Source organism: Cellulosimicrobium cellulans (genome assembly GCF_006539945.1).
Lineage (GTDB): Bacteria > Actinomycetota > Actinomycetes > Actinomycetales > Cellulomonadaceae > Cellulosimicrobium > Cellulosimicrobium cellulans.
Map to the genome: position 1 here is coordinate 88,910 of NZ_BJNZ01000003.1, position 24,094 is coordinate 113,003.

Genomic DNA, 24,094 nt, shown 5'->3' on the forward strand with positions numbered 1-24,094 from the left:
CGGACATGAGCTCTGGCGCTGCTGTGCCCACACCACCCGCATCGACCCCCGAGGCCGGGACCGTCGTCCTGACGGCCGCCGACATCTCCCGCGCGCTGACGCGCATCGCCCACGAGATCGTGGAGCGCAACAAGGGGGCCCACGACCTCGTCCTCCTCGGGATCCCGACGCGCGGCGTCCCGCTCGCGACGCGGCTCGCCGAGCGCCTCGCCGCGATCGAGGGGACGCCCGCCGACGGCGCGCCCGACCCGCACGCCATCGTCGGCGAGCTCGACGTGACGATGTACCGCGACGACCTCCACCGGCACCCGACCCGCACGATCGGTGCGACGCGCCTGCCGGCGTCGGGCATCGACGGCAAGGTCGTGGTCCTCGTCGACGACGTCCTGTACTCCGGGCGCACCATCCGCGCCGCGCTCGACGCGATCAGCGACCTCGGCCGCCCGCGCGCCGTGCAGCTCGCGGCCCTCGTCGACCGCGGACACCGCGAGCTGCCGATCCGCCCGGACTTCGTCGGCAAGAACCTGCCCACCTCGACGTCCGAGCGCGTCAGCGTGCGCCTCGCCGAGGTGGACGGCGCGCCCGCGGACGGGGAAGCCCCGGCGGACGCCGTCGTCATCCGGTCCGCCGTCCCCGGGACGGAGGACCGCGCATGAGGCACCTGCTGTCCACCCAGGACCTCGCGCGCGCCGACGCGGTGCGCATCCTCGACACGGCCGCGCAGATGGCCGCGACGCAGGCGCGTGAGATCAAGAAGCTCCCGACGCTGCGCGGCCGGACGGTCGTCAACCTCTTCTACGAGGACTCGACGCGCACGCGCATCTCGTTCGAGACCGCGGCCAAGCGCCTGTCCGCGGACGTCATCAACTTCTCGGCCAAGGGCTCGAGCGTGTCCAAGGGCGAGTCGCTCAAGGACACCGCGCTGACGCTCCAGGCGATGGGCGCGGACGCGGTCGTCGTCCGCCACCAGGCCTCCGGGGCCCCGCACCTGCTCGCCCACGCGGGCTGGCTCGACGCCGCGGTCCTCAACGCGGGGGACGGCACGCACCAGCACCCCACGCAGGCGCTGCTCGACGCGTACACGCTGCGCCGCCACCTGTCCGGGACGGGGCTCACCGCCCCGGGCGCGAGCGGCCCGGACGACGCGGCCGCGCGCGGCGCGGGTCTCGACGGGCGGCACGTGGCGATCGTCGGCGACGTGCTGCACTCGCGCGTCGCGCGCTCGAACGTGCACCTGCTGCACACGCTCGGCGCGCACGTGACGCTCGTCGCCCCGCCCACGCTCCTGCCGGTCGGCGTCCAGACGTGGCCGTGCGAGGTCTCCTACGACCTCGACGCGGCCCTCGCCGGCGACACCGCGCACGGCGGCCCGGACGCGGTGATGATGCTGCGCGTGCAGCGCGAGCGCATGAGCGGCTCGGGGTCCGGCGGGGGAGCGTTCTTCCCCAACCCGCTCGAGTACAGCCGCAAGTACGGGCTCGACGCCCGGCGCCTCGGGCTGCTCGCCGAGCACGCGATCGTCATGCACCCCGGCCCGATGAACCGGGGGCTCGAGATCTCCGCGCAGGCGGCGGACTCGCCGCGCGCCGTCATCGTCGAGCAGGTCGCGAACGGCGTCGCCGTGCGCATGGCCGTGCTCTACCTCCTCCTCGCGGGCAGCGACGAGGCCGACGCCGCCCCGGTGGCGGCGGCCGCGCCGCTGTCGCCCGCCCAGCCCGTCCCCGCCGTCGAAAGGGTCCCCGCCTCGTGAGCAGCGCCGCAACCACCACGTACGTCCTGCGCGGCGCGCGCCCGCTGGGCGGCGACCCCGTCGACCTCGTGCTCTCCGGCGGCGTGATCGCCGAGATCGCCCCGGTCGGCACCGCGCGCGCCGGGTCCGAGGACGGCGGGACCGTCGTCGTCGACGCGACCGGCCTCGTGGCGCTGCCCGGCCTGGTCGACCTGCACACCCACCTGCGCGAGCCGGGCCGCGAGGACGCCGAGACGATCGAGTCCGGCACCCGCGCCGCCGCGGCGGGCGGGTTCACGGCCGTCCACGCCATGGCCAACACGACGCCCGTCGCGGACACGGCCGGCGTCGTCGAGCAGGTGTGGCGCCTCGGTCGCGACGCCGGATGGGTCGACGTGCACCCGGTCGGGGCGGTCTCCGTCGGGCTCGCGGGCCAGCAGCTCGCCGAGCTCGGGGCCATGGCCGACTCGGCGGCGCGCGTGCGCGTGTTCTCCGACGACGGCAAGTGCGTCGACGACCCGATCCTCATGCGCCGTGCCCTGGAGTACGTCAAGGCGTTCGACGGCGTCGTGGCCCAGCACGCGCAGGAGCCGCGTCTCACCGAGGGCGCCCAGATGAACGAGGGCGTCGTGTCGGCCGAGCTGGGCCTCGCGGGCTGGCCGGCGGTCGCCGAGGAGGCGATCATCGCGCGCGACGTGCTCCTCGCGGAGCACGTCGGGTCGCGCCTGCACGTCTGCCACCTGTCGACCGCGGGCTCGGTCGAGATCGTGCGCTGGGCCAAGGGCCGCGGCATCGACGTGACCGCCGAGGTCACGCCCCACCACCTGATCCTCACCGACGACCTCGCGCGCGGCTACGACCCGACCTTCAAGGTCAACCCGCCGCTGCGGACCGCCGCGGACGTGGAGGCGGTGCGCGAGGGCCTCGCGGACGGGACGATCGACATCGTCGCGACCGACCACGCGCCGCACGCCCGCGAGGACAAGGACTGCGAGTGGGCCGCGGCCGCGTTCGGCATGACCGGCCTGGAGACGGCGCTGAGCGTCGTGCAGCAGACCATGGTCGACACCGGCCGCATGACCTGGGCCGACGTCGCGCGCGTGCTGTCCGGCGCGCCCGCGCGCATCGGCCGGATCGACACCGGCGAGCGCGCCCAGGGGCGTCCGCTCGAGGTCGGCGAGCCCGCGAACGTCACGCTCGTCGACCCGGCGGCGCGCCGCGTCGTCGACGGCGCGGGCCAGGTCACGGCGAGCACCAACACGCCGTTCCAGGGCCGCGAGCTGCCCGGCGCCGTCGTCGCGACGTTCCTGCGCGGGCGCGCCACGGTGCTCGACGGCACGCCCGTCCCGGCGGGCGCCGGCACGCGGGGGGTGCGGGCGTGAACCTGCCCCAGCCCGTCGCGGTCGGCATCTGGGTCGTCCTCGGCGTCGTCCTCCTGACGCTCGTCCTCGTCGGCCGCCGCCGCCTCGCGCGCCGGTCGGCGGGCGTGGTCCCGACGCCGCCGGCGGCGCCCGCCGAGGCGGCGCGGGGCGCCGTCCTCCTCGGGCCGCTCGACGCGCTCTACGTGTCCAGCACGCTCGCGGGCGACTGGCTCGCCCGCGTCGGTGCCCACGGGCTCGGCGACCGGTCCCAGGCCCAGGTCACCGTGCACGACGGCGGACTGCACGTCGCGCGCAGCGGCGCCCCGGACGTGTGGGTGCCCGCCGCGGCGGTCGGGGGCGTAGCCCTCACGCCCGGCATGGCCGGCAAGTTCGTCGGCAAGGAGGCCATCGTCGTCGTGACGTGGACCGTGCCCGCCGAGCCGGTTCCGGCGGACGCGCCCGACGCTCCGGCCGAGGCCGAGGTCCGGCTCGACACGGGCCTCCTGCCCCGCCACGACCACGACGTCGCGCGCCTCCTCGAGGCCGTCCAGGGTCTCGCCGGACGAGCCGACGACGACCGCGACGGAGCCGCCGACGACGGCTCGCACGAGCGACGACCCGGGGCGCCGAGCGGCGCCGCCCCCGCAGACCCCGCAGACCCGGCGCCGACGCGCGAGAGCGCGACACCCGGCACCGACGAGAACGACGAGGAAGCACCGTGACCGCCTCAGTGAACACAGCGACCACCCAGGTCTCCGCCACCGCACCGCCCGCCGACCGGGCCCTGATCGTCCTCGAGGACGGCACCGTGCAGACCGGGCGCGCCTACGGCGCGCGCGGTACCACGGTCGGCGAGATCGTCTTCAACACCGGCATGACCGGCTACCAGGAGACGCTCACCGACCCGTCCTACCACCGCCAGATCGTCGTCATGACGGCCCCCCACATCGGGAACACGGGCGTCAACGACGAGGACCCCGAGTCCGGCAAGATCTGGGTCGCCGGGTACGTCGTGCGTGACGCCGCCCGCCGCGCGTCGAGCTGGCGCGCGCAGCGCACCCTGGACGAGGAGCTCGCCGCGCAGGGCGTCGTCGGCATCAGCGACGTCGACACGCGCGCCCTCACGCGCCACCTGCGCGAGCTCGGCGTCATGCGCGCCGGCATCTTCTCCGGCGACGCGCTCGTGCGCGACGGCTACCCCCGCACGGTCGAGGACCTCGTCGCGGAGGTCAAGGCGGCGCCCGCGATGGCCGGCGCCGACCTCGCGCGCGAGGTGAGCACCGACGAGGCGTACGTGGTCGAGCCCTTCGAGGGCACGACGCCCGACGGCGAGCCCGTCGCGACCGTCGTCGCCGTCGACCTCGGCATCAAGTCCATGACGCCGCAGCGCCTCGCCCAGCGCGGCGTGCGCGTGCACGTGGTCCCCGCCGCGTCGACGATCGAGGACATCGAGGCTCTCGCGCCCGACGGCGTGTTCTTCTCCAACGGCCCGGGCGACCCCGGGGCGGCGACGCACGAGGTCGAGCTGCTGCGGGGGGTCCTGGACCGCGGCACCCCGTTCTTCGGCATCTGCTTCGGCAACCAGATCCTCGGGCGCGCCCTCGGGTACGGCACGTACAAGCTCGCGTACGGCCACCGCGGCATCAACCAGCCCGTCATGGACCGCCGCACCCGCAAGGTCGAGGTGACCGCGCACAACCACGGGTTCGCGGTCGACGCGCCGCTCGACGGCGAGTCCGTCGCCCCGCACGACGGCGGCCGCTACGGGCGCGTCGTCGTGTCCCACGTCGGGCTCAACGACCAGGTGGTCGAGGGGCTCGAGTGCCTCGACCTGCCCGCCTTCTCCGTCCAGTACCACCCCGAGGCCGCGGCCGGCCCCCACGACGCCGCGTACCTCTTCGACCGCTTCGTCGAGCTCATGGCGTCCCGACGCGCCGAGAGCTCCGCAGCCGCCGACCAGAACACCAAGGAGAGCTGACCGTGCCTCGCAGAACCGACATCTCCAGCGTCCTGGTCATCGGGTCCGGCCCGATCGTCATCGGCCAGGCGTGCGAGTTCGACTACTCCGGCACCCAGGCGTGCCGCGTGCTCAAGGAGGAGGGCCTGCGGGTCGTCCTCGTGAACTCGAACCCGGCCACGATCATGACCGACCCCGAGTTCGCCGACGCGACCTACGTCGAGCCCATCACGACCGAGGTGCTCACCTCGATCATCGCGAAGGAGCGCCCCGACGCGCTGCTGCCCACGCTCGGCGGGCAGACCGCGCTCAACGCGGCGATCGCGCTCGACGAGGCGGGCGTCCTCGCCGAGTACGGCGTCGAGCTCATCGGCGCGAACATCGAGGCGATCCAGAAGGGCGAGGACCGCCAGCAGTTCAAGGAGGTCGTCGAGAAGTGCGGCGGCGAGTCCGCGCGCTCGGTCATCGTGCACACGGTCGACGAGGCGATCGCGGCCGCGGGCGACCTCGGCTACCCCATGGTCGTGCGCCCGTCCTTCACGATGGGCGGCCTCGGCTCGGGCTTCGCCTACGACGAGGTGGAACTGCGCCGGATCGTCGGGCAGGGCCTGCACTACTCCCCGGTGACCGAGGTGCTCCTCGAGGAGTCGATCCTCGGCTGGAAGGAGTACGAGCTCGAGCTCATGCGCGACAAGCACGACAACGTCGTGGTCGTCTGCTCCATCGAGAACGTCGACCCGGTCGGCGTGCACACGGGCGACTCGATCACGGTCGCGCCGTCGCTGACGCTCACGGACCGCGAGTACCAGAAGCTGCGCGACATCGGCATCGCCGTGATCCGCGAGGTCGGCGTCGACACGGGCGGCTGCAACATCCAGTTCGCCGTCGACCCGGACACGGGCCGCGTCATCGTCATCGAGATGAACCCGCGCGTCTCGCGCTCGTCCGCGCTCGCGTCCAAGGCGACCGGCTTCCCCATCGCCAAGATCGCGGCGAAGCTCGCCGTCGGCTACACGCTGGACGAGATCCCCAACGACATCACGCAGGTCACCCCGGCCTCGTTCGAGCCCACGCTCGACTACGTCGTCGTCAAGGTGCCGCGCTTCGCGTTCGAGAAGTTCCCGGCTGCGGACCCGACGCTCACGACGACCATGAAGTCCGTCGGCGAGGCCATGGCGCTCGGGCGCAACTTCACCGAGGCGCTCGGCAAGGCGCTCCGCTCGATCGACAAGGGCGGCTCGGTGTTCCACTGGGACGGCGAGCCCGTCTCGGGCGCGGACCTCGACGACCTCCTCGTGCGCATCGCGCGCCCCACGGAGAACCGCATCATCGGCGTCCAGCAGGCGCTGCGCGCCGGAGCGAGCGTCGAGCAGGTGTTCGAGGCCACGAAGATCGACCCGTGGTACCTCGACCAGATCCAGCTGGTCAACGAGGTCGCGGCGGCCGTCGCCGACGCGCCCGCGCTCACGGAGGACGTGCTGCGCGAGGCGAAGAAGCACGGCCTGTCCGACGCGCAGGTCGCGCGCCTGCGCGGCATGGGGCCTGCCGGCGAGGCGACGGTGCGCGAGGTCCGCTACGCCCTGGGCGTGCGCCCCGTCTACAAGACGGTCGACACGTGCGCGGCCGAGTTCGCGGCCCGCACGCCGTACCACTACTCGTCGTACGACCTCGAGACCGAGGTCGCGCCGCGCGAGCGCGAGGCCGTGATCATCCTCGGCTCGGGCCCCAACCGCATCGGCCAGGGCATCGAGTTCGACTACTCGTGCGTGCACGCGGCGCTCACGCTGCGCGAGCGCTACGAGACGGTCATGGTCAACTGCAACCCGGAGACGGTCTCGACCGACTACGACACGTCCGACCGCCTGTACTTCGAGCCCCTCACGTTCGAGGACGTGCTCGAGGTCTACCAGGCGGAGCTCGCCGCGGGGCCGGTGAAGGGCATCATCGTCCAGCTCGGTGGCCAGACGCCGCTCGCGCTCGCGCAGCGGCTCGCGGACGCGGGCCTGCCGATCCTCGGCACGAGCCCCGAGGCGATCGACGCCGCGGAGGACCGCGGCGAGTTCGGCCGCGTGCTCGTCGAGGCGGGCCTGCCCGCCCCGGCGTTCGGCACGGCGCGCTCGCTCGACGAGGCGAAGGACGTCGCGGCCGGCATCGGCTACCCGGTGCTCGTGCGCCCGTCCTACGTGCTCGGCGGGCGCGGCATGGAGATCGTGTACTCGGCCGAGCAGCTCACGGGCTACGTCGAGCGCGCGCTCGTGGCTGCCGCGGCGGAGGACCGCACGGCCGGGACGCTGCCCGCACCGCTGCTCATCGACCGGTTCCTCGACGACGCGATGGAGATCGACGTCGACGCGCTCTACGACGGCACCGAGCTGTTCCTCGGCGGCGTGATGGAGCACATCGAGGAGGCCGGCATCCATTCCGGCGACTCGGCGTGCGTCCTGCCGCCCGTGTCGCTCTCGGAGCAGGAGATCGAGCGCATCCGCCGCTCGACCGAGGCCATCGCGAAGGGCGTCGGCGTGCGCGGCCTGCTCAACGTGCAGTACGCGCTCGTCTCGGACGTGCTCTACGTCCTGGAGGCCAACCCGCGCGCGTCGAGGACGGTGCCGTTCGTCTCCAAGGCGACGGGCACGTCGCTCGCGAAGGCCGCGGCGCGCGTCATGGCGGGCGAGTCGATCGCCGAGCTGCGTGCGGCGGGCGTGCTGCCCGCCGAGGGCGACGGCGGCACGCTCCCGCTCGACGCGCCGATCGCGGTCAAGGAGGCGGTGCTGCCGTTCAAGCGCTTCCGCACCGCGGACGGCGTGGTCGTGGACACGGTCCTGGGCCCGGAGATGCGCTCGACGGGCGAGGTCATGGGCTTCGACCGCGACTTCCCGCACGCGTTCGCCAAGTCGCAGGCCGCGGCGTTCGGCGGGCTGCCGACGTCGGGCCGCGTGTTCGTCTCGGTCGCGGACCGTGACAAGCGCTCGATCGTCTTCCCGGTCAAGCGGCTCGCGGAGCTGGGCTTCGAGATCCTCGCGACGGACGGCACGTCGAGCGTGCTGCGCCGCAACGGCATCGCGTCGCGCGTGGTGCGCAAGTTCTCCGCGGGCCGCGGCGCCGACGGGGAGCCGACGATCGTCGACCTCATCACGGCCGGCGAGGTGGACATGGTCATCAACACCCCGTCCGGTCAGGGCGCGCGTGCCGACGGCTACGAGATCCGCGCCGCCACGACGGCGGCGGACAAGCCGATCGCGACGACGGTCGACCAGCTCGCCGCGGCGGTGCAGGGCATCGAGGCGGTCCTGGCGGGACCGTTCGCGGTGGCCAGCCTCCAGGAGCACATGGCGGGCGAGGGCCTGACGGCCGGCGTCACGCTGCCCGCCGCCGCGGAGCGGGTGGGCGCGTGAGCGCGGCCTTCGGCGCGCGGCTCGCCGCCGCGATGGACGACCACGGACCGCTGTGCGTCGGGATCGACCCGCACGCGAGCCTCCTCGACGCGTGGGGCCTGCCCGACGACGCCGACGGCGTCCGTGAGCTCGGCCTGCGGGTCGTCGAGGCGGTCGGGGGGCGGGTGGCCGCGGTCAAGCCGCAGGCGGCGTTCTTCGAGCGCCACGGCTCGCGCGGGGTCGCAGCCCTCGAGGACGTCATCGCCGCCGCCCGGGCGGCCGGGACGCTCGTCGTCGTCGACGCCAAGCGGGGCGACATCGGCTCCACCATGGACGCGTACGCCGAGGCGTTCCTCCGGGACGGCTCGCCGCTCGCGGGGGACGCGCTGACCGTCTCGCCGTACCTCGGCTTCGGGTCGCTCGCGCCGGCGGTCGACCTCGCCCTGTCGTCCGGCCGCGGCCTGTTCGTCCTGTGCCTCACCTCCAACAAGGAGGGGCACGAGGTGCAGCACGCGCGCACGCTCACGACCGACGGCCGGCCGGCCGGGCCGAGCGTCTCTGCGGCGATGGCCGCCCACGCGGCCGCCCTCAACCAGGGCGCCGAGCCGATGGGCTCGGTCGGCCTCGTGGTCGGGGCGACCGTCGGCGACGCCGCGGAGCGGACCGGGACGGACCTGACCGCCGTGAACGGGCCGCTGCTCGCGCCGGGCGTGGGCGCCCAGGGCGCGGGGGAGCGGGAGCTCGCCGCCGTGTTCGGGGACGCGCGTCGCCAGGTCCTCGCGTCCTCCTCGCGCGGCGTCCTGCGCGCGGGACCGGACGTCGACGCGCTGCGCGCGGCGGCCCGGTCGGCCACGGACGAGGTCGCGCGCGCCCTGCGCGGCTGAGCGTCACCCACCTGGGCGACGGGGCCGGCACCTGCGGGTGCCGGCCCCGTCGTCGCGCCGACGTCAGGGGGCTGACGCCGGCGTCCCGCCGGAGCCGCCCCGCCGTCGTGCCGTGCGAGACTGCGCCCATGACCTCCCACGACGCGACCTCGAGCCCCTCCGCCACGCCCGAGCGCGGTGAGGAGAGCTCCCCCGTACCCGCGCCCGCGCCCGTGGCCGGTGCGGTGCCGGGTGCGCTGGACGTGCCGGGCACCTGGAACGCGCGCGACGTCGGGGGGCGCGCGGTGCCGGTCGGTCACGACGAGCCCCTGCGCACCGGCGTCCTGCTGCGGACGGCGAGCCTGTCGCGTCTGACCCCGGCGGGCCAGGCGGCGCTCTCCGACCTGGGGGTGTCGACGGTGCTCGACCTGCGCGGGGACGACGAGCTCGAGCGCGACGGCGCGGACGCGGTGCCGGGCGGTGTCCAGGTGCTGCGCCGCGGCATGGACCCCGCGCGGGGCCTCCAGGCCGGGAGCGGCGACGGCGGGGGAGCGTCGGCCGACCCCGCGGCGCTCATCGCGGGCCTGCTGGCGGCGGACGACCCGACGGCGGTCGCGCGCCGCATGATGCACGGCGTGTACGCGACGTTCGTCCAGGACCCCGGCATCCGCGCGACGGTCGGGCGCGTGCTCGGCGAGGTCGCGTCGTCGGAGGGAGCCGCGGTCGTGCACTGCTCGGCGGGCAAGGACCGCACCGGGTGGGTGGTCGCCCTCGCCCAGTACGTCGCGGGCGTCGGGGAGGAGGACCGCCTGGCGGAGTACCTCGCGAGCCGCTCGGCCGTGGAGGGCCTCGCCGCGCTCGTGCCGCCCATCCCGGGTCTGTCCCCGGAAGCCCTGGCCCCGGTCCTCACGGTGGAGCCGGAGTACCTCGAGGGCGCGTGGGAGCTCGCGGCCCGCGAGCACGGGAGCGTGGACGGTTACCTCGTCGCGTGCGGGGTGACCACGGCCGTGCGGGACGCGCTCGGTGCGCGCCTCGTGGCGTCCTGAGGGTCCTCTTCGGTCACCTCACGGCGCCCCTCGCCGCGCCGACGGCGCGCGACGCGCCCTGCCCAGTCGTTGCCCGATCGGTCGCGGCTCGCTACTTTCGAGGGGTCGGCTCCGTGCGTCGGCGCAGGTCGCCCGGGTGATTCACCCGATTAGGGCTCCTCGTCGGGCACGCCGGGACGACTGTGTGGGCCCATCCGCCTGACGACGAGTAGGTGACTTGCGTGGCACTTCCACCCCTGACCCCAGAACAGCGCGCGGCGGCGCTCGAGAAGGCCGCAGAGGCCCGACGCGTGCGCGCCGAGGTGAAGAACAGGCTCAAGTACTCCCAGGGCTCCCTGAAGGAGGTCATCGAGCGTGGGCAGACGGACGACATGATCGGCAAGCTCAAGGTGGTCTCGTTGCTGGAGTCCCTGCCCGGCGTGGGTAAGGTGAAGGCTCGGGCGATCATGGAGGAGATCGGGATCGCCGAGACACGTCGTGTCCGCGGCCTCGGTCCTCACCAGTCCGCGGCCCTCATCGAGAGGTTTGGCTGACATTTCCGCGCACCCGTCCGAGCCGACGCCGTCCGTCCCCGCCGAGGGGGCGACGGCGCCGGTGGTCTCACCCAGCCCCGCCCGTCTGACCGTCCTGGCCGGACCGACCGCCGTCGGGAAGGGGACGGTCTCGGCCGACATCCGCGCCCGGTACCCGGAGGTGTGGCTGTCCGTGTCGGCGACGACGCGCGACCCGCGGCCGGGCGAGGTGGACGGGGTGCACTACCTGTTCGTCGGCACGGACGAGTTCGCCCGCATGGTCGCGGAGCGCGAGCTGCTCGAGTGGGCGGTGGTGCACGGTCGCAACAGCTACGGCACGCCCCGGCGCGCGGTCGAGGAAAAGCTCGCCGCGGGCGTGCCGGCGCTCCTGGAGATCGACCTCCAGGGTGCGCGCCAGGTCCGCGCCTCGATGCCCGAGGCGCGGTTCGTGTTCCTCGCCCCGCCGAGCTGGGACGAGCTGGTGCGCCGCCTCGTGGGCCGCGGCACGGAGGACGCGGAGGAGCGCGAGCGCCGGCTCACGACGGCGCGGGTCGAGCTCGCGGCGGAGTCGGAGTTCGACCACGTCATCGTCAACGACGAGGTGCACCGCGCGACGGACGAGCTCGTGCGCGTCATGGGGCTCGAGCCCCGGCCCGTCGAGGGCGGGACGGGCGAGCCCGCGCGATCGGCGGGCCGCGCGACGTCCGGGCGCACCGAGCAGCACAGCGAGTAGACTGTCCTGCGGTGCCCGCGCGCGGGCCCGCTCCCCGGTGGGCCGCAGGCCCGGTCCGCGGACCCGGCGACAGCTCGGGGCCGCGCCCGCCCGGCCCCGGACGGAGCGGTCGGCGCGCCGCCGCCATCGACCAGCTGCAGCCCTCGGCTGCAGACCCTTGAACCCACGGAGCGAACTGTGTCCGGAACCGTCGCCGCCCCCGAGGGCATCACCGACCCGCCGATCGACGACCTGCTGGAGCACGTCGACTCGAAGTACGCGCTGGTCATCTACTCGGCCAAGCGTGCGCGCCAGATCAACGCGTACTACTCGCAGCTCAGCGAGGGTCTGCTGGAGAACGTCGGGCCGCTGCTCGAGACGCGCAACCAGGAGAAGCCGCTGTCGATCGCGATGCGGGAGATCAACGCGGGCCTGCTGACGATCGAGGCCGAGCCCGACGAGGCCGACGAGGCCTGAGCCCGTACGCCGCGCACCTCCGCAGGGGGGCGCGGCGTTCGTGCGTCCACGGCCGTCCGGGCCGGGCGGGCGCGGTGTGGAGCCGGACCGGCGGGAGGAGCGACATGCGGATCGTGCTCGGGGTGAGCGGCGGGGTCGCGGCGTACAAGGCCGTGCTGCTGCTGCGGCTGCTGCGCGAGCAGGGTCATCGGGTGCGCGTGGTGCCCACGGCGTCGGCGCTGCGGTTCGTGGGCGCGCCCACGTGGGAGGCGCTGTCGGGCGAGCCCGCGACGGACCAGGTGTTCGAGGACGTGGAGCACGTGCCGCACGTCGCGCTGGGCCAGGGCGCGGACCTCGTCGTCGTGGCGCCCGCGACCGCGGACCTGCTCGCGCGGGCGGCGTCGGGCCGGGCGGACGACCTGCTCACCTCGACGCTGCTGACCGCGCGCTGCCCGGTCGTGATGGCGCCCGCGATGCACACCGAGATGTGGGAGCACCCGGCCACGCGCGCGAACGTGGCGACGCTGCGCGAGCGCGGCGTGCACGTGATCGAGCCGGCGTCGGGCCGCCTGACGGGTGCCGACACGGGCCCGGGCCGCCTGCCCGAGCCGGACGAGATCGCGCGCGTCGCGCTGGCCGTCGCGCAGGGCTCCGGCGACGGTCCCGGCGTCGCGGACGCCGCTGCGGGGCGCGACCTCGCGGGCCGACGGGTGGTCGTGTCCGCGGGCGGCACGCGCGAGCCGATCGACCCGGTCCGGTTCATCGGCAACCGGTCCAGCGGGCGCCAGGGGGTCGAGCTCGCGCGGGCGGCGCGGGCGCGGGGCGCCCACGTGACGCTCGTCGCGGCGAACCTCGCCCCGGACGTCGCCGCGCTGGTGCAGGGCGCCGCCCTGGACGACGTCGTCGCGGTCGAGACGACCGCCCAGCTGCGCGAGGCCGTGCGCGCCGCGGCGGCGTCGGCGGACGTCGTCGTGATGGCCGCGGCGGTCGCGGACTTCCGCCCGGCGCACGCGCCCGGGGCGAAGATCAAGAAGGTGCCCGGCCGCGGGCCGGAGCCGATCGCGCTGGTGGAGAACCCGGACGTGCTCGCCGAGCTCGCGCACGACCGGCTGCGCGCCGGCCAGGTCGTCGTGGGGTTCGCAGCCGAGACGGGCGACGCGGACGGGTCGGTGCTCGACCACGGCCGGGCGAAGGCGCGCCGCAAGGGCGCGGACCTGCTCGTCGTGAACGCGGTGGGCGAGGGGCTCGGGTTCGGCGTCGACGCGAACGACGTGACCGTCGTCGACGGGGCCGGCGAGGTCGTCGCGACGGCGGGCGGCACCAAGCGCGCGGTGGCGGACGCCGTGTGGGACGCCGTCGCGGGCCGGGTGGCCGCGGGGTCCCTGGGCGGCGGGGTCGCACGGGCGGAGTGACCCGCGTCTCGTCTCGCCTACCGGATGCCCGCGCCCACGCCTCGGGACAGTAGGCTGTGCGGCATGGCTGATCTGCGTCTGTTCACGTCCGAGTCCGTCACCGAGGGGCACCCGGACAAGGTGTGCGACCAGATCTCCGACTCCATCCTCGACGCGCTCCTGGCGCAGGACCCGACGTCCCGCGTGGCGGTCGAGACGATGGTCACCACGGGCCTCGTGCACGTCGCGGGCGAGGTGACGACCGACGCGTACGTCGAGATCCCGCAGATCGTGCGCGACGTCGTGCGCCGCATCGGGTACACGTCCTCGGCGATCGGGTTCGACGCGGACTCGTGCGGGATCTCGGTGTCGATCGGGCAGCAGTCGCCCGACATCGCGCAGGGGGTCGACAAGAGCCTCGAGGAGCGCGACGACCAGAGCGACCACGACCCGCTCGACGCGCAGGGCGCGGGTGACCAGGGTCTGATGTTCGGGTACGCGAGCGACGACACCCCGAGCCTCATGCCGCTGCCGGTCTGGCTCGCGCACCGCCTCGCGGAGCGCCTCGCGCTCGTGCGCCGGGACGGGACGGTGCCGGGGCTGCGCCCGGACGGCAAGACGCAGGTCACCATCGGGTACGACGGCGACCGTGCGGTCACGCTCGACACGGTGGTCCTGTCCACGCAGCACGACCCGGACGTGCTCCAGGACGCGCTGCACCGGCTCGTCGCGGACGACGTCGTCGCGCCGGTCCTCGAGGCCGCGGGGGTGGACCTCGACACGCGCGAGACGCGCCTGTTCGTCAACCCGACGGGGACGTTCGTCGTCGGCGGCCCGCAGGGCGACGCCGGCCTGACGGGGCGCAAGATCATCGTGGACACCTACGGCGGCATGGCCCGTCACGGCGGCGGCGCGTTCTCCGGCAAGGACCCGTCGAAGGTGGACCGCTCTGCCGCGTACGCGACGCGCTGGGTCGCGAAGAACGTCGTCGCGGCGGGCCTCGCGCGCCGCTGCGAGGTGCAGGTCGCGTACGCGATCGGCAAGGCGCACCCCGTGGGCCTGTACGTCGAGACGTTCGGCACGGAGAAGGTGCCGGTCGAGCGCATCACGGCCGCGATCCGCGAGGTGTTCGACCTGCGTCCCGCGGCGATCATCCGCGACCTGGACCTGCTGCGCCCCATCTACGCGGCGACGGCCGCGTACGGGCACTTCGGGCGCGAGCTGGAGCAGTTCACGTGGGAGCGCACGGACCGCGTCGCGGACCTGCAGTCCCAGGTGTGAGGAGGCCGGCCCGGCCTCGCGCGGCCGTCCTGGTCCGGCTGCTGGCCCACCAGCCGGTCCACCCGCCGGTCCTCGTGCTCGCCGAGGCGCTGTCCGCCCACCCGGTCGTGACGGCGGCGCGTGGTTCGATGACGTCGTGAGCGAGCCCGAGGACACGTCGCAGGCGGTGCAGGACACCCTGCCGGGTGTCTCCGTGGCCCCCGCTCCGCGGCGTCCGGCGGCGCCGTCCCAGGAGGTCGCCGCACACCTGCCCGTCGCGAGGCTGGCGCTCGACCTGGCGCCCCCGCACCTGGACCGCGCGTTCGACTACCTCGTACCCGCGGCGATGTCCGACGACGCGCGACCCGGCGTCCGGGTCAAGGTGCGGTTCGCGGGCCGCGACGTCGACGGGTACGTCCTGGAGCGGACCGAGCGGTCCGACCACGACGGCCGCCTCCTGCCGCTGCGCCGCGTCGTCTCGCCCGAGCAGGTGCTCTCGCCCGCCGTGGCCCGGCTCGCGCGCTCGGTCGCCGACCACTACGCGGGCACCCTGTCGGACGTGCTCCGCCTCGCCGTCCCCCCGCGGCACGCGCGCGCCGAGCAGGCGCTCGCGGCCGCCGTCGCCGCGGCACCCGAGGGCGACGCCACGGGTGGCACGCCACCGGTGGGCGACGCCGGGGCCGGCGAGCCGTACCTCGACGCGCCCGAGGCCGGAGGGTCCCCGGCAGCGTCCGGCGGGTCCGTGTGGGCCCCGTACCGCGCCGGAGCGGCGTTCCTCGCGCACGTCGCGGGCGGGGGCGCCCCGCGGGCCGTGTGGACCGCACTGCCCGGCCTCGCGCCGCCCGCCCCTCCTGACTCGGGGACAGCCTCGGTCGAGCGCGGGCGTGGCGCCGGGCGGGCGCGCCGGGGCGCGGACCCCCTGCCCGTGACGCACTGGGCCGCCGCGGTCGCGGAGGCGGTGCGCGCCGCGCGGTCGGGCGGCCGGGGGGCGCTCGTCGTCGTGCCGGACGCGCGCGACGTGGACCAGGTGTGCGCCGCCCTGGACGCCGCGGGCCTGCCCGCGTGGGACGCGGCCACGGGCGGGGAGGTGGTGCGCCTGACCGCGGACGAGGGGCCGGCCCCCCGGTACCGCGGGTTCCTCGCCGTGCTGCACGGGCGGGCGCGCGTCGTCGTGGGGACCCGGGCGGCGGCGTTCGCCCCGGTCGCGGACCTCGGGCTCGTGGTGTGCTGGAACGACGGCGAGGACACGCTCGCCGAGCCGCGCGCGCCCTACCCGCACGCGCGCGAGGTGCTCGCGCTGCGCAGCGACCAGGAGGGGGCCGCGTTCCTCCTCGGGTCGCACGGCCGTACGGTCGCGGCACACGCGCTCGTCGCGCGGGGCTGGGCGCACGACCTGGCCGCGCCGCGCGACGTCGTGCGGGCGCGCGCGCCCCGGGTGCGGGCACTGACGTCGGTGGAGCTCGCGGCCGAGGGCCCGGGCGCCGCGGCCCGCATCCCGACGGCGGCGTGGCGCGCGGCACGCGCCGCGCTCGAGCAGGGACCGGTGCTGGTGCAGGTGCCCCGCTCCGGGTACGTGCCCGTCGTCGCGTGCGGGCGCTGCCGCACCCCCGCGCGCTGCACCGTGTGCCACGGCCCGCTCGCGCTGTCGGGAGCGGGCGCGACCCCGCAGTGCGCGTGGTGCGGGGCGCTCGCGGGCGGCTGGTCGTGCGCGGAGTGCCACTGGACGGGCCTGCGGTCGGTGCGGGTCGGTTCGCAGCGCACGGCGGAGGAGCTGGGGCGCGCGTTCGCGGGCGTCCCCGTGCAGGTGTCGGGCGCCGCCGCGGCGGGCGGGGTGCTGGGCGCGGTGTCCTCGCGTCCGGCGCTGGTCGTCGCGACGCCGGGTGCCGAGCCCGTCGCCGAGGGCGGGTACGTGGCCGCGCTGCTGCTCGACGCCGCGGTGAGCACCGCGCACGTCGGACTGGACGTCGCGCAGGACGCGCTCGCGCGCTGGCTCGCCGCGGCAGCGCTGGTGCGTCCGGCGACGGCGGGCGGGCAGGTGCTGCTCGTCGGCGACGCCGCCCCGGCACCGACGAACGCGCTCGTGCGCTGGGACCCGGCGCTCCTCGCGGACCGCGAGCTCGACGAGCGGGCCGAGCTGTCGTTGCCGCCCGCCGTGCGGGTGGCGGCGGTGACGGGCGACCGTCCGGCGGTCGCGGCCCTGCTGGGGCGGGTCGAGCTGGCGCGGCCCGACGCCGTCCTCGGACCGGTGGAGGTGCCCGCGCCTCCGCCGCGCGGGCGTGCGCCGGGCGCCGGGACGGGCACGGGGTCGGGCGCGGGGACCGGAGACGGCGCGGGACCGGGGCTGCTGGACGCCCCGCCGGTGCGCGCCGTCGTGCGCGTGCCTGTCCGCGACGGTCGGCGGCTCGCGCGCGAGCTCGCCGCGTCGCTCGCGGTGCGCTCGGCGCGGCGCGAGCCGGGTAGCGTGCGGGTGGAGCTCGACCCGAAGGAGATCTTGTGACGCACCACCCCGCGACGGCCGACGGCGCCCCGGCGCGCGCGATCGACGCCGTGCTGTACGACTTCGGCAACGTCCTGGTGGGCTGGGACCCGTACGGCGCCTACGCAGGGCTGGACCGTGAGGTCGTCGACGCGTTCTTCGCCGACGTCGACTTCCGCGTCCTCAACCACGAGCGCGACGCGGGAGCCACGTGGGCGGACGCACGCGCCGCCGTCGAGGCCTCCCACCCGCACCACGTGACGCTCCTGGACCGGTACGTCGCGGAGTTCCCCGCGACGCTCACCGGTCCCGTGGAGGGCTCGGAGGCGCTCGTGCGCGAGCTGCGGGACCTCGGGCTGCGCCTGTACGGCCTGACCAACTGGTCCGCGGAGCTCTACCCGCACGCCGCGCCTGCCGCGCCCGCGACGACGCTCATGGACGACGTGCTCGTCTCCGGGCGCGAGGGCCTGGCCAAGCCGGACCCGGCGATCTTCGCGCTCGCGGTCGAGCGCTTCGGCCTCGACCCGGCCCGCACGCTCTTCACCGACGACAGCGCCGCGAACATCGACGCCGCCGCCCGGCTCGGCCTGCGCACGCACCTCTTCGACGGCACGCCCGGCCTGCGCGCCGCCCTGCGACACCTCGGCGTCCACGTCGCGCCGTGACGGTGACGACGGGACGTCGATGGCCGTGCGAGGACGACGACCGCGACCGACGACGTCCTGCGGGGCGGGAGCGGGGCGGCACCTAGACTCGGGCCCATGCGCCTGCTGTTCGCCGGGACCCCGGATACCGCGGTCCCGTCCCTCGACGCCCTCCTCGACTCCCGCCACGACGTCGTCGCCGTCCTCACGCGCGCCGACGCGCCGTCGGGCCGGGGACGGCGCCTGACCCCGAGCCCCATCCGCGTGCGCGCCGAGGAGGCGGGGATCCCCGTGATCACCGACCGCCCCCGCGGCGAGGACTTCCTCGCACGCCTGACCGAGCTCGACGTCGACGCGGCACCCGTCGTCGCGTACGGGGAGATCCTGCGCCCCGACGTGCTCGCCGTGCCGCGCCACGGATGGGTCAACCTGCACTTCTCCGTCCTGCCGGCCTGGCGCGGCGCCGCGCCCGTGCAGCGCGCGATCATCGCCGGGGACGAGGTCACCGGCGCCACGACGTTCCTCATCGAGGAGGGCCTGGACTCCGGCCCCACGCTCGGCACGACGACCGAGACCATCCGACCCCGGGACACCGCCGGGGACCTCCTGGGCCGCCTCGCCCGGTCCGGCGCGGGGCTGCTCGTCGCGACGCTCGACGCGCTCGAGGACGGGACCCTGCGCCCGCAGCCCCAGCCCGCCGACGGCGTCTCCCACGCCGCGAAGCTCACGCCCGCCGACGCAGAGGTCCGCTGGGACCACCCGGCGCTCGCGGTCGACCGGCTCGTGCGCGGCTGCACCCCTGCGCCGGGCTCCTGGACCACGGTCCCCGGTCCCGACGGCGCGCCCGTCCGCCTCGGGCTCGGCCCCGTGACGCCGCGCCCCGACGTCACCGACCTCGCCCCCGGGCGCGTGCGGGCCGGGAAGAAGGAGGTGCTCGTCGGCACCGCGACGCACGCCGTCCAGCTCGGGGACGTCGCCCCCGTGGGCAAGAAGCAGATGCCCGCCGCCGACTGGGCCCGAGGGGCCCGCCTCCCCGAGGATCTCGTGCTCGGCGCGGAGGTCGTCCGATGAGCGGCGGCACGCCCGCGGACCGCGACCGCGACGACGCGTCCCGCCGCCCGTCGACCGGTGGATCGAACGCACGTTCGAACGACTCGGCGAGCGGGGACCGGCGTGGGGGACGGGACTCGAACGCGCGTTCGAACATGTCTGGAGCCACCCGCGGCAGCGGCTCGGACGCCCGTTCGAACAGTGCGGACGGCGGCCGGGAGCGCCGTGACGACGAGCGCCGCGACGCGCGCGGCCGCCAGCGCGGCGCCGCCCGATCCCGCGGCGAGACGTCCCGCAGCTCGAACGCGCCCTCCCAGCGCCGCAAGGGCACCGACCCGGCCCGCGCCGTCGCGTTCGACGTCCTGCGTCAGGTCGACGGCTCCGACGCCTACGCCAACCTCGTCCTGCCCCCGCTGCTGCGTGAGCGCGGCATCCGCGGCCGCGACGCCGGGTTCGCCACCGAGCTCGCCTACGGCACCCTGCGCCTGCGCGGTCGCTACGACGCGATCCTCGCGCTCTGCCTCGACCGCCCCCTCGACCGCCTCGACCCGCCCGTGCTCGACGTCCTGCGGCTCGGCGCGCACCAGCTCCTCGGCATGCGCGTGCCCCAGCACGCCGCCGTCTCCGAGACGGTCGGCCTGGCCCGGGAACGCACCGGCGCCGGCAGCGCCCAGCTCGTCAACGCCGTCCTGCGCCGCGTCGCGCGCACCACCCTCGACGACTGGCTCACCACCATCGCCGACGACGCCCCCGACGACCTCGCGGCGCTCGCGGCCACCCAGAGCCACCCCGTCTGGATCGCCCGCGCCCTGCGCGACGCCCTCGCCGGCAACGGACGCCCCGTCGCCGAGCTCGACGCGCTCCTCGCCGCCGACAACGACGCCCCTCGCGTCACGCTCGTCGCCCGCCCCGGCCTCGCCGACCCCGACGAGCTGGCCGACGGCGACGACCGCGTCACGCCCGCCCGGTGGGCACCCACCGCGCTGCGGCTCGAGGGCGGCGACCCCGCCGCGTACTCCGCCGTCCGCGACGGCCGCGCCGGCGTCCAGGACGAGGGCAGCCAGCTCGTCGCCCTCGCCCTCGCCGCGGCACCGCTCGCCGGGACCGACGACGCCCGCTGGCTCGACCTGTGCGCCGGCCCCGGGGGCAAGGCCGCGCTCCTCGCGGCGCTCGCGGCCGAGCGGGGCGCGCGCCTCGTCGCCAACGAGGTCCAGCCGCACCGTGCACGCCTCGTGGAGAAGGCGCTCGCCGCCGTCCCGGCCGACGCCGTGGAGGCCGTCCGCACGGGCGACGGGCGCGCCGTCGGGCAGGACGAGCCGGGCGCGTACGACCGGGTGCTCCTCGACGCCCCCTGCACGGGCCTGGGGGCGCTGCGCCGTCGCCCCGAGTCCCGCTGGCGCCGCACCCCTGCCGACCTCGCGACCCTCACCGGTCTCCAGCGCGAGCTCCTCGACTCCGCCCTGGACGCGGTCCGGCCCGGGGGAGTGGTCGGCTACGTCACGTGCTCGCCCCACCTCGCCGAGACCCAGGTCGTCGTGGCCGACGTGCTGCGCCGCCGCGACGACGTCGAGCTCCTCGACGCCCCCGCGGTCGTGCGCGACGTCGTGCGTCCCGAGGCGCGCGGCACCATCGAGCTCGGCGACCGCCAGGACGTCCAGCTCTGGCCGCACGTCCACGGCACCGACGCCATGCACCTGACTCTCCTGCGCAGGATGGTGTGACGGCGGAGCCTCGAGATGGATGTCGGCATATCTCGACAACCTACGTGTGTCGGAGTAACCTGACGCCGTAGCGTGTCAGGGAATCCTGACGCGCCCCGCGTGCCGACGGCAGGAGAGCGAGCATGGCCGACACCTGGACCACCCCCCGGAGCCCCCGCGACCTCGGCGCCTACCTCGGCCGCGTCCGCCGGACCCGAGGGCTCACGCAGGCACAGGTCGCCGACGAGCTCGGCATCACCCGCCAGTACCTCTCCGAGCTCGAGAACGGCGTCGAGAACCTCTGGGTCCAACGACTCTTCGAGCTCCTCGACACCCTCGACGTCGACCTGCGACTCCAGGAACGCCGATGACCACCGTCACCGCCTGGCTCTACGGCACCCCCGTCGCGACCCTCGCACCCGCCGGCCTGCGCACCACCGACGGCACGCCCCGCGTCACCCTCACCTGGACGGCCGACGCCCTCGACCGCTGGGGACACGACGCCCGAGTCCTCTCCCACCTGCTCCCCATCACCCCACCCGACGAACCCTCGCCCCACCCCGCGCGCGTCGCCGCCTGGCTCGACGGACTCCTCCCCGAAGGCCGCACGCGCGACGCCATGGCCATCGACGCCGGCATCGACCCCGACGACGCCCTCGCCTTCCTCGTCCACTACGGCCACGACACCGCCGGCGCCGTCCTCCTCGCGCCCGAAGGACAGCCCCTCCCCACCCCCGGCACCCCCGAACGACTCGACGACACCGCCGTCGCGCGGCTCCTGCGCGCCGCCGTCGCCCGCAGCGGGGGAGAAGGACGCACCGACCACCTCACCAGCTCCCTGCCCGGCATGGAACCCAAGATCACCCTCCTCCACGACGAGCACGGCTGGGCCCGCCCCCACGGCTCCGCACCCACCACCCACATCCTCAAGGTCGCCCGCCCCGCCGACTCACCCACCGCCGACCTCGTCAACACCGAGGCCGCCGCCCTCGACCTCGCCCGCCGCATCGGCCTCACCACCGTCGACGCCCACGTCACCGAGCTCGACGGCGAACGCGCCATCGTCGTCACCCGCTACGACCGCGTCCCCGACCCCGCCGAACCCACCGGCACCGCACGCCTCCACCAGGAGGACACCGCACAGGCCCTCGGCATCAACACCCGCGACCCCGAACGCAAGTTCCAGCACGGACGCCGCTTCCCCTCCCTCGCCGCCATCGCCCGCACCCTCCGTGACGACGGCACCCGCCCCGACCCCCTCCTCGCCCTCACCACCTTCAACCTCGCCATCGGCAACACCGACGCCCACGCCAAGAACATCTCCGTCCTGCGCCACGCCGACGGCACCGTACGACTCGCCCCCGCCTACGACGTCTCCATGCACCTCCACCACGACCACGCCTCGCGCGTCTTCGCCATGGACGTCGCCGGAGAACGCGACATGGACCGCCTCACCGCCGAGGACCTCGTCACCGAGGGCACCACCTGGGGCCTGCCCCGACGCCGCGCCCAGCGCGCCGTCGCCCAGACCCTCGACGGACTCCTCGCGGCGCTCGCGGACGTCGACCGCGACGCCCACCCCGGCGTCAGCCGCCACGCCTGGCGCACCGTCGAGCAGCGCACGACCGACCTCCGCCGCGGCCTCCTCGCCTGAGCGTCGACCGCGCCGGCCGAGCAGGTGCTCATGCCGCGTCCGCACCGCCTGACGCACAGGCTCCGCCTGCTCGACCTGCCGAGACCGCCTGGTCGGCGGCCCGCCTCGCCGCAGGACGGGTCAGAGGGAACGCTGGAGGAGGATCGTGTCCACCCAGTGGCCGTGCTTGAAGCCGACGGCGGTCAGGCGGCCGGCCTCGACGAAGCCGAAGCGGCGGTGGAGGGGGAGCGAGCCTGCGGCCTCGGGCACGTCGGCGACGACGGAGACGACCTGGCGGACCCCCGCCGCGGCGCAGGCCTCCAGGAGCGCGGCGAGGAGCGCGGTGCCGATCCCGCGCCCGGCGAAGGCCGGGTCGAGGTAGATCGTGTCCTCGGCGGTGTGCCGGTACGCCGGCTTGGGTCGCCACGCGGACGCGTAGGCGTAGCCCGCGACCACCGGGTCGCTCGTGCCGCCCGGCCGGGACGGGGCCTCGACCTCCGCGACGAGGAACGGCAGACCGCGCGCGGTGACGTCGTCGAGCTTGCGCTGCCAGGCCGGGACGTCCCCGACCTCCTCCTCGAACGTCACGCACGTGTCGCGGACGTACGGAGCGGCGATCTCGGCGACGCGCGCGAGGTCGTCCGCGGTGACGGGTCGCACCGTCACGGTCGGGTGCACCGCGGTCGACGCGACAGGAGCGTCCGGCGGGGCGGTCGGGCCGGGGGAGGAGTGGGTGCTCACGGGACGAGCGTACGAGCGCGGGCGTCGGCGGGACGCGCCCTAGGCTGGGGCCCATGGCAGCCCTCATCGCACCGAGCATCCTGTCCGCCGACTTCGCGAACCTCGAGCGCGACCTGAACGCCATCTCGACCGCGGACTACGCGCACGTCGACGTGATGGACAACCACTTCGTGCCCAACCTCACGCTCGGGCTGCCGGTCTTCGAGCGCCTGGCGCAGGTGTCACCGGTCCCGATCGACGCGCACCTCATGATCGAGGACCCGGACCGCTGGGCGCCGGCGTACGCGGAGGCCGGGGCGTCGTCCGTGACGTTCCACGCCGAGGCCGCTGCTGCCCCTGTGCGGCTCGCTCGCGAGCTGCGGCGCCTCGGTGCCCGCGCGGGCCTCGCACTGCGCCCTGCGACGCCTGTGGAGCCCTTCCTGGACCTCTTGGCGGAGGTCGACATGATCCTCGTCATGACGGTCGAGCCGGGCTTCGGCGGGCAGTCGTTCATCGACGGGACGCTCCCCAAGATCCGACGGGCGCGCGAGGCCGTGAGCGAGTCGGGTCTGGACGTGTGGATCCAGGTCGACGGGGGAGTGTCGCGCTCGACGATCGAGCGGGCGGCCGACGCGGGGGCGAACGTCTTCGTCGCGGGGTCGGCGGTGTACGGGGCGGAGAGCGTGCCGGGTGAGATCCAGGCGTTGCGCGAGCTGGCGGACGCCTCGGCGCACGCTCACTGACGGCCGACCCGAGAAGGAGCCCGAGCAGAGGGCTCCTTCTCTCGTGGCGACAAAAATAGTGTGCCAAGCGATCATCACCACCCCACCCGACCGAGACGCCTCACCAACCAGCACGGAGAAGCGGGGGGTGGCCCGGTTCACGTTCGCTCGACGGGCGGACGTGCCGGTCCCGAGGAATGCGCGAGTAGCATGCTCGGTTGAGAGCAGCAGTACGCACGAACGTGCTCCGGGGTCGGTGCAATTCCGAGCCGGCGGTGACAGTCCGCGACCCGCGCCCACGCGCGGTTGACCTGGTGGAACTCCAGGACCGACGGTGACAGTCCGGATGGGAGGAAGCACGTGCGGCGCGGCCACGCCCAGGGCGTGGTGCTCCGGCGACCCGTCGGTGCACCCGTCCACCGCGGCGACGGCCTCGCCGTGGTGAGCGACGCCGTCGGGCCGGTCCAGGCCTGACCCCGCCGCCCACCCTC

At 75.5% G+C, this 24,094-nt stretch carries 22 protein-coding genes and 1 riboswitch; of the genes, 21 read left to right on the forward strand and 1 reads right to left on the reverse strand.

What is annotated here, in order from left to right; all coding sequences use genetic code 11:
- The first annotated feature begins 5 nt into the window (after positions 1-5).
- From pyrR to CCE02nite_RS03360, 20 genes are all read left to right on the forward strand, one after another.
- The gene (gene pyrR, locus CCE02nite_RS03270) at positions 6-656 is read left to right on the forward strand and encodes a bifunctional pyr operon transcriptional regulator/uracil phosphoribosyltransferase PyrR (RefSeq protein WP_141388152.1); all 651 of its coding nucleotides are present in this window, start codon (positions 6-8) and stop codon (positions 654-656) included.
- The gene (locus CCE02nite_RS03275; protein ID WP_141388154.1) at positions 653-1,750 is read left to right on the forward strand and encodes an aspartate carbamoyltransferase catalytic subunit; all 1,098 of its coding nucleotides are present in this window, start codon (positions 653-655) and stop codon (positions 1,748-1,750) included. The genes pyrR and CCE02nite_RS03275 overlap by 4 nt, the downstream gene beginning before the upstream one ends.
- A complete protein-coding gene (locus tag CCE02nite_RS03280) occupies positions 1,747-3,111 on the forward strand; it encodes a dihydroorotase (protein ID WP_141388156.1) in 1,365 nt (454 codons plus the stop codon). Before CCE02nite_RS03275 ends, CCE02nite_RS03280 begins: the two co-directional genes overlap by 4 nt.
- Entirely contained in the window at positions 3,108-3,812 is a 705-nt protein-coding gene (locus CCE02nite_RS03285) for a PH-like domain-containing protein (RefSeq protein ID WP_141388159.1), read from the forward strand. The genes CCE02nite_RS03280 and CCE02nite_RS03285 overlap by 4 nt, the downstream gene beginning before the upstream one ends.
- The gene (carA, locus tag CCE02nite_RS03290; RefSeq protein ID WP_170227202.1) at positions 3,809-5,068 is read left to right on the forward strand and encodes a glutamine-hydrolyzing carbamoyl-phosphate synthase small subunit; all 1,260 of its coding nucleotides are present in this window, start codon (positions 3,809-3,811) and stop codon (positions 5,066-5,068) included. Before CCE02nite_RS03285 ends, carA begins: the two co-directional genes overlap by 4 nt.
- A gap of 2 nt (positions 5,069-5,070) precedes the next feature.
- Positions 5,071-8,439: a carbamoyl-phosphate synthase large subunit gene (gene carB, locus CCE02nite_RS03295; protein WP_141388161.1), complete on the forward strand. Its 3,369-nt coding sequence runs from the start codon at positions 5,071-5,073 to the stop codon at positions 8,437-8,439.
- A complete protein-coding gene (pyrF, locus tag CCE02nite_RS03300; RefSeq protein ID WP_304363320.1) occupies positions 8,436-9,302 on the forward strand; it encodes an orotidine-5'-phosphate decarboxylase in 867 nt (288 codons plus the stop codon). The genes carB and pyrF overlap by 4 nt, the downstream gene beginning before the upstream one ends.
- 128 nt (positions 9,303-9,430) lie before the next feature.
- Positions 9,431-10,327 carry a tyrosine-protein phosphatase gene (locus CCE02nite_RS03305; protein ID WP_141388163.1) on the forward strand — a complete coding sequence of 299 codons (897 nt, stop codon included), beginning with the start codon at positions 9,431-9,433 and terminating at the stop codon, positions 10,325-10,327.
- 221 nt (positions 10,328-10,548) lie between these two features.
- Complete coding sequence (mihF, locus tag CCE02nite_RS03310) at positions 10,549-10,860, forward strand: integration host factor, actinobacterial type (protein WP_021482878.1); 312 nt, start codon at positions 10,549-10,551, stop codon at positions 10,858-10,860.
- Positions 10,861-10,921: 61 nt separating this feature from the next.
- Positions 10,922-11,572 (forward strand): guanylate kinase, encoded by a 651-nt coding sequence (gene gmk / locus CCE02nite_RS03315; RefSeq protein WP_141388165.1) that lies wholly within the window; start codon positions 10,922-10,924, stop codon positions 11,570-11,572.
- Positions 11,573-11,749: 177 nt separating this feature from the next.
- Positions 11,750-12,028, forward strand: a complete 279-nt coding sequence (gene rpoZ / locus CCE02nite_RS03320; protein ID WP_047234226.1) for a DNA-directed RNA polymerase subunit omega — start codon at positions 11,750-11,752, stop codon at positions 12,026-12,028.
- Positions 12,029-12,132: 104 nt separating this feature from the next.
- Complete coding sequence (gene coaBC / locus CCE02nite_RS03325; protein WP_141388167.1) at positions 12,133-13,419, forward strand: bifunctional phosphopantothenoylcysteine decarboxylase/phosphopantothenate--cysteine ligase CoaBC; 1,287 nt, start codon at positions 12,133-12,135, stop codon at positions 13,417-13,419.
- A 63-nt stretch (positions 13,420-13,482) separates the two neighbouring features.
- Positions 13,483-14,679: a methionine adenosyltransferase gene (gene metK / locus CCE02nite_RS03330; RefSeq protein WP_141388169.1), complete on the forward strand. Its 1,197-nt coding sequence runs from the start codon at positions 13,483-13,485 to the stop codon at positions 14,677-14,679.
- Entirely contained in the window at positions 14,676-14,819 is a 144-nt protein-coding gene (locus tag CCE02nite_RS20360; RefSeq protein WP_170227203.1) for a hypothetical protein, read from the forward strand. The genes metK and CCE02nite_RS20360 overlap by 4 nt, the downstream gene beginning before the upstream one ends.
- Positions 14,816-17,155, forward strand: coding sequence for a primosomal protein N' family DNA-binding protein (locus tag CCE02nite_RS03335; protein WP_141388171.1), 2,340 nt, complete (start codon positions 14,816-14,818; stop codon positions 17,153-17,155). The genes CCE02nite_RS20360 and CCE02nite_RS03335 overlap by 4 nt, the downstream gene beginning before the upstream one ends.
- Positions 17,152-17,799, forward strand: a complete 648-nt coding sequence (locus CCE02nite_RS03340) for an HAD family hydrolase (protein WP_170227204.1) — start codon at positions 17,152-17,154, stop codon at positions 17,797-17,799. Before CCE02nite_RS03335 ends, CCE02nite_RS03340 begins: the two co-directional genes overlap by 4 nt.
- A 96-nt stretch (positions 17,800-17,895) precedes the next feature.
- Entirely contained in the window at positions 17,896-18,849 is a 954-nt protein-coding gene (gene fmt, locus CCE02nite_RS03345; protein WP_141388173.1) for a methionyl-tRNA formyltransferase, read from the forward strand.
- Between the two features lie 134 nt (positions 18,850-18,983).
- Positions 18,984-20,549 carry an RsmB/NOP family class I SAM-dependent RNA methyltransferase gene (locus tag CCE02nite_RS03350; protein WP_141388175.1) on the forward strand — a complete coding sequence of 522 codons (1,566 nt, stop codon included), beginning with the start codon at positions 18,984-18,986 and terminating at the stop codon, positions 20,547-20,549.
- A gap of 122 nt (positions 20,550-20,671) precedes the next feature.
- Positions 20,672-20,899, forward strand: a complete 228-nt coding sequence (locus CCE02nite_RS03355) for a helix-turn-helix domain-containing protein (protein WP_141388177.1) — start codon at positions 20,672-20,674, stop codon at positions 20,897-20,899.
- Positions 20,896-22,182 carry a type II toxin-antitoxin system HipA family toxin gene (locus CCE02nite_RS03360; protein WP_141388179.1) on the forward strand — a complete coding sequence of 429 codons (1,287 nt, stop codon included), beginning with the start codon at positions 20,896-20,898 and terminating at the stop codon, positions 22,180-22,182. Before CCE02nite_RS03355 ends, CCE02nite_RS03360 begins: the two co-directional genes overlap by 4 nt.
- A 120-nt stretch (positions 22,183-22,302) precedes the next feature.
- On the opposite strand, the gene CCE02nite_RS03365 is transcribed toward CCE02nite_RS03360, so the two are convergent.
- Positions 22,303-22,902: a GNAT family N-acetyltransferase gene (locus tag CCE02nite_RS03365; protein WP_255318607.1), complete on the reverse strand. Its 600-nt coding sequence runs from the start codon at positions 22,900-22,902 to the stop codon at positions 22,303-22,305.
- Positions 22,903-22,955: 53 nt separating this feature from the next.
- Between CCE02nite_RS03365 and rpe the strand changes: the two genes are divergently transcribed.
- Complete coding sequence (gene rpe, locus CCE02nite_RS03370; RefSeq protein ID WP_141388181.1) at positions 22,956-23,624, forward strand: ribulose-phosphate 3-epimerase; 669 nt, start codon at positions 22,956-22,958, stop codon at positions 23,622-23,624.
- Between the two features lie 218 nt (positions 23,625-23,842).
- A riboswitch (FMN riboswitch) is annotated at positions 23,843-23,966 on the forward strand.
- The last annotated feature ends 128 nt before the right edge of the window (positions 23,967-24,094 follow it).